Origin of the sequence: Pseudomonas sp. 3JA, assembly GCF_036961705.1 — a bacterium.
Classification (GTDB): domain Bacteria; phylum Pseudomonadota; class Gammaproteobacteria; order Pseudomonadales; family Pseudomonadaceae; genus Aquipseudomonas; species Aquipseudomonas fluorescens_Q.
The window spans coordinates 1-4,806 of the sequence record NZ_JBAMDJ010000083.1; the positions used below are offsets into that span (position 1 = coordinate 1).

The 4,806-nt window shown below is 61.0% G+C and carries 5 protein-coding genes; 4 read left to right on the forward strand and 1 reads right to left on the reverse strand.

The genetic code is table 11. The annotated features are described in order from the left end of the window. Window positions 1–99: 99 nt before the first annotated feature. Window positions 100–309: a cold shock domain-containing protein gene (locus V7773_RS30070; protein ID WP_003198198.1), complete on the reverse strand. Its 210-nt coding sequence runs from the start codon at window positions 307–309 to the stop codon at window positions 100–102. Window positions 310–543: 234 nt separating this feature from the next. On the opposite strand from V7773_RS30070, the gene plsB reads away from it, so the two are divergent. The 4 genes from plsB to V7773_RS30090 form a co-directional block, all read left to right on the forward strand. Further along, the gene (gene plsB / locus V7773_RS30075) at window positions 544–3,042 is read left to right on the forward strand and encodes a glycerol-3-phosphate 1-O-acyltransferase PlsB (RefSeq protein ID WP_336076480.1); all 2,499 of its coding nucleotides are present in this window, start codon (window positions 544–546) and stop codon (window positions 3,040–3,042) included. Window positions 3,043–3,229: 187 nt separating this feature from the next. Next, on the forward strand, window positions 3,230–3,604 hold the full coding sequence (locus V7773_RS30080) for a hypothetical protein (RefSeq protein ID WP_336076481.1): 375 nt from the start codon (window positions 3,230–3,232) through the stop codon (window positions 3,602–3,604). A 91-nt stretch (window positions 3,605–3,695) separates the two neighbouring features. Next, complete coding sequence (locus V7773_RS30085; protein ID WP_336076482.1) at window positions 3,696–4,100, forward strand: YbaY family lipoprotein; 405 nt, start codon at window positions 3,696–3,698, stop codon at window positions 4,098–4,100. 32 nt (window positions 4,101–4,132) lie between these two features. Further along, on the forward strand, window positions 4,133–4,806 hold a 674-nt coding region (locus tag V7773_RS30090), incomplete at its 3' end, for a DUF4197 domain-containing protein (protein ID WP_336076483.1).

The following is a 4,806-nucleotide window of genomic DNA, read 5'->3' on the forward strand; positions in this document are numbered from 1 at the left end:
ACGATAGCGGCAGATCAGCCAGACTAGAAGTGACTGACACACCGCTATCGCGAGCAAGCTCGCTCCCGCAATGGGTTTTGTGTAGCCAGTGAATGCGGTTTACAACCCCACCACATCCTCAGCCTGCAGGCCTTTCTGGCCTTCCACGACGGCGTATTCGACCTGCTGGCCTTCGGTCAGGGAACGGTGGCCTTCACCGCGGATGGCGCGGTAATGCACGAACACATCCGCCCCACCTTCGCGTTGGATGAAGCCGTAACCCTTGGCGTCGTTGAACCACTTCACACTGCCGGTTTCCCGTGCTGCCATGATGCTCACTCCCATTTTTATCTTATAAGTCGGCTTTTCGATGGAAAGCCGTACGAACTTTCACCACCGTCAGGCCGTCCATGGGGAGGCCGGGTAGCAACCTGGCGAGTATATGACACCCGGAAAAACTCTCAACTGACTTTACTTCGGCGCTTTTTTGCCGATTTTCGATGAATCCGGCACACTAGCGAGCCCGAGCAGCCGCTCGGTTTTATTCACTCATGCAGAAGCCGTATGACCCGCTCCCCGTTCCGCCGTCTTGTGTTTGGCACCCTGCGCCGGCTGTTGTACCTCTGGGTTCGCTCAGAGACGATCAACCAGTCGTCCTTCACCCTCAACCTCGACCGCAGTCGTCCGGTGTTCTACGTCCTGCAAGACCCTTCGCTCACTGACCTGGCGGTGCTCGACACCGAATGCACCAAGGCCGGCCTGCCCCGTCCGGTGCTGCCGGTCTCGGTGGGTAACCTGCTGGAGCCGGCGGCGTTTTTCTACCTGACGCCGGCGCCGGACTGGATCGGGCGCCAGGACAAGCGCGGTGCGCCGCCGACCCTGACGCGGCTGGTCAACGCCCTGACCCACAATGCCGCCGAAGACGCGCAGATCATCCCGGTCAGCGTGTTCTGGGGCCAGTCGCCCGACAGCGAGTCCAGCCCCTGGAAGCTGTTGTTCGCCGACAGTTGGGCCGTCACCGGGCGCCTGCGTCGCCTGTTGAGCATCATGATCCTGGGGCGCAAGACCCGCGTGCAATTCTCCGCGCCGATCCACCTGCGCGAGCTGATCGAGCATGACAAGGGCCACGAACGCACCGTGCGCATGGCCCAGCGGATCCTGCGGGTGCACTTTCGCAATCTGAAGGCCGCGGTCATCGGCCCCGACATTTCCCATCGGCGCAACCTGGTCAAGGGCCTGCTGAACCAGCCGCTGGTCAAGCAGGCGATTATCGACGAGGCCGAGCGGGAAAAGATCACCCTGGAAAAAGCCAAGGCCCAGGCCCTGCGCTATGGCAACGAAATCGCCTCGGACTACACCTACACCGCGATCCGCTTCCTGGAAGTGGTGCTCAGCTGGTTCTGGAACAAGATCTACGACGGCATCAAGGTCAACCACATCGAAGGTGTGCAAAACGTCGCCCAGGGCCACGAAGTCATCTACGTGCCGTGCCACCGCAGCCACATCGACTACTTGCTGCTGTCGTACCTGTTGTTTCGCAACGGCCTGACGCCGCCGCACATCGCCGCCGGCATCAACCTCAACATGCCGGTGATCGGTGGCCTGCTGCGCCGTGGCGGGGCGTTCTTCATGCGTCGCACCTTCAAGGGCAACCCGCTCTACACCGCCGTGTTCAACGAATACCTGCACACGCTGTTCACCAAAGGTTTCCCGGTGGAGTACTTCGTCGAGGGTGGGCGTTCGCGCACCGGGCGCATGCTGCAACCCAAGACCGGCATGCTCGCCATCACCCTGCGCAGTTTCCTGCGTTCATCGCGCATGCCCATCGTGTTCGTGCCGGTCTACATCGGTTATGAGCGCGTATTGGAAGGCCGCACCTACCTGGGCGAACTGCGTGGGGCCAGCAAGAAAAAAGAATCGATCTTCGACATCTTCAAGGTCATCGGCGCCCTCAAGCAACGCTTCGGCCAGGTGGCGGTGAACTTCGGCGAGCCGATCAAGCTGGCGGAATTCCTCGACGGCGAACAACCGGGTTGGCGTCAACAGGAGCTGGGCCCGCAGTTCAAGCCGGCCTGGCTCAACGCGACCACCCACCGCCTCGGCGAGCGCGTGGCCCGGCACCTGAACGAAGCCGCGGCGATCAACCCGGTCAACCTGGTCGCCCTGGCGCTGCTGTCCACCAGCCGCCTGGCCCTGGACGACCGCGCCATGGCCCGGGTGCTGGACCTGTACCTGGCGTTGCTGCGCAAGGTCCCGTACTCGCCCCACACCACCCTGCCCGAAGGCGATGGCCGGGTGCTGATCGAACATGTGAAAGGCATGGACCTGCTGTCGGAACAGAGCGATGCCCTGGGCAAGATTCTGTACCTGGATGAGCAGAACGCGGTACTGATGACCTACTACCGCAACAACGTCCTGCACATCTTCGCCCTGCCGGCGTTGCTGGCGAGCTTCTTCCAGAGCAGCTCGCGCATGAGTCGCGAGCAGATCCTGCGCTACACCCATGCGTTGTACCCGTACCTGCAATCGGAATTGTTCATTCGCTGGTCGCTGGAAGAACTGGACGGCGTGGTCGACCAGTGGCTTGAAGCATTCGTCGAACAAGGGCTGCTGCGTTTCGAAAAAGACCTGTACCTGCGTCCGGCGCCAAGTTCGCGGCATTTCGTGCTGCTGACCCTGCTGTCAAAAAGCATCGCCCAGACCTTGCAGCGCTTCTACATGACCGTCTCGCTGCTGCTCAACAGCGGCCAGAACAGCGTCAGCGCCGAAGAGCTGGAAGACCTCTGCACCGTCATGGCCCAGCGCCTGTCGATCCTGCATGGCCTGAATGCGCCGGAGTTCTTCGACAAGAGCCTGTTCCGCCACTTCATTCAGACGATGCTCGACCTCGATGTACTGCGCCGCGACGAAGCCGGCAAACTCAGCTACCACGAGCTGCTGGGCGAACTGGCCGAAGGCGCAGCCAAGCGGGTGCTGCCAGCGGAAATTCGCCTGTCGATCCGTCAGGTGGCGCTGCATCGCAGTGACGATGCAGCGGACGTCGCCATCAGCCCCGACAGTTGAAGGTTGCCGATCACTCACCGAGAAGCATGGAAGGTTCCGGTGAGTTGATGGGGCAGTCAACGAGTTTACTCCGACACCGCGCAGCGGCTAAGGTGACGTCAAACGAAGAAAAGGCCTACAGAGAACTTTGGAGCAGGCCTCTAGGATGGGTTCACGTCAATGTCGACGTACTGAAAAGGAATTCAGCATGAACATCATCACGTTAACCCTGCAACTGCCCGAAGGCTTTCAACTCCCGGAAGACGCTCGCACCGAAGTCAGTGTGCGCAATGCAGCCGGTGCACAGATTAGCGCAAGCGGCGGCCAGGGCTCCAATGTGGCGCCTAAGGAGCCAGTGGCCCAGCAGCCTTGGCAATATCGCTTTCTTGTCGAGCCCAAGATGACACCCGTAGGGGAGAAACTCTCGGTCAAGGCACAAGCGTACCGAGGCGACACCGCTCTTTTTCTTGAAACCGAACAGACCTTCACCTGGGATGGCGGCAATCAACACGTTGACATCCCGCTGAGCCTGGCGCCAGCATCGCTGGCTGAAACTGTTCAAGCACCCGCGTTCGGTTCCTGAACCGCGACGTTACGAATGGATGCTTGGACGCAAATCCGCTAAATGCTCATTGACGCCCGTGTGGCTGGCGTCAATGAGCCAGGTGCATCCAATGAAAAAACTTGCTCTGCTTGCATCCATGGCATTACTGGCCGCTTGCCAATCGGCAACGCCCCCCTCCACGACCGTTGCGGCCCTCGATGGCGAAGTGTTCTATCTGCAACGCATTGCCCTGCCACCCAACGCTACCTTGAGCGTGAGCCTGCAGGACGTTTCCCTCGCCGACGCCCCTGCGGTGGTCCTCGATGAGCAGAGCGGCCCGATCAAAGGCCAGGTCCCGCTGCCGTTCCACCTCAGTTATGATCCAACCCAGGTCAAGCCCGGCCACCGTTATGCCGTGAGCGCCCGCATCGAAGTGGACGGCCAGTTGATGTTCATCAGCACCGAACAACACACCGTGCAACTCGATGGCAAGGATCCGCAGCCGTTGAAGATTCGCGTCAACGCGGCACGCTGAGTCCTTTTCAAATTCTCTTCAAGGAAGCCCTCATGCTCCGTCCAACTCTCCGTTTCACCGGCCTGTGCGCGGGCCTGCTGATCTGCGCCAATGCCATGGCCCTGTCCTTGGGCGACCTGTCGCAAAAAGACGCCACGGGCGGTCTCAAGGACGCCTTGACCCAAGGCGCGCAGGTGGCGGTCAAGCAACTGGGCACACCCGGCGGCTTCAGCAACAACCCGGAGGTGAAAATCGAACTGCCAGGCAAGCTGGGCAAAGTCGCCAGCAAGATGAAGGCCTTCGGCATGGGTGACCAGGTCGATCAACTGGAAACCAGCATGAACCAGGCCGCTGAGGCTGCCGTGGTCCAGGCCCAGCCGATCCTGGTCAATGCCGTGAAGAACATGAGCGTGGACGATGCCAAGGGCATTCTCAGCGGCGGCCAAGACTCCGCCACGCAATACCTGAACAAGAGCAGCCGCGAGCAGATCCGCGCCAAGTTCCTGCCCATTGTCAAGCAAGCCACCGACAAGGTCGGCCTGGCGCAGAAATACAATGCCTTCGCCGGCCAGGCCGCGACCTTCGGTGTGCTGGATGCCAAGAGCGCCAACATCGAGAACTACGTGACCGAGCAGGCGCTGGACGGTTTGTTCGAGATGATCGGCAAGCAGGAAGCCACCATCCGCCAGAACCCGGCGGCTGCGGCGACCAGCTTGGCGAAGAAGGT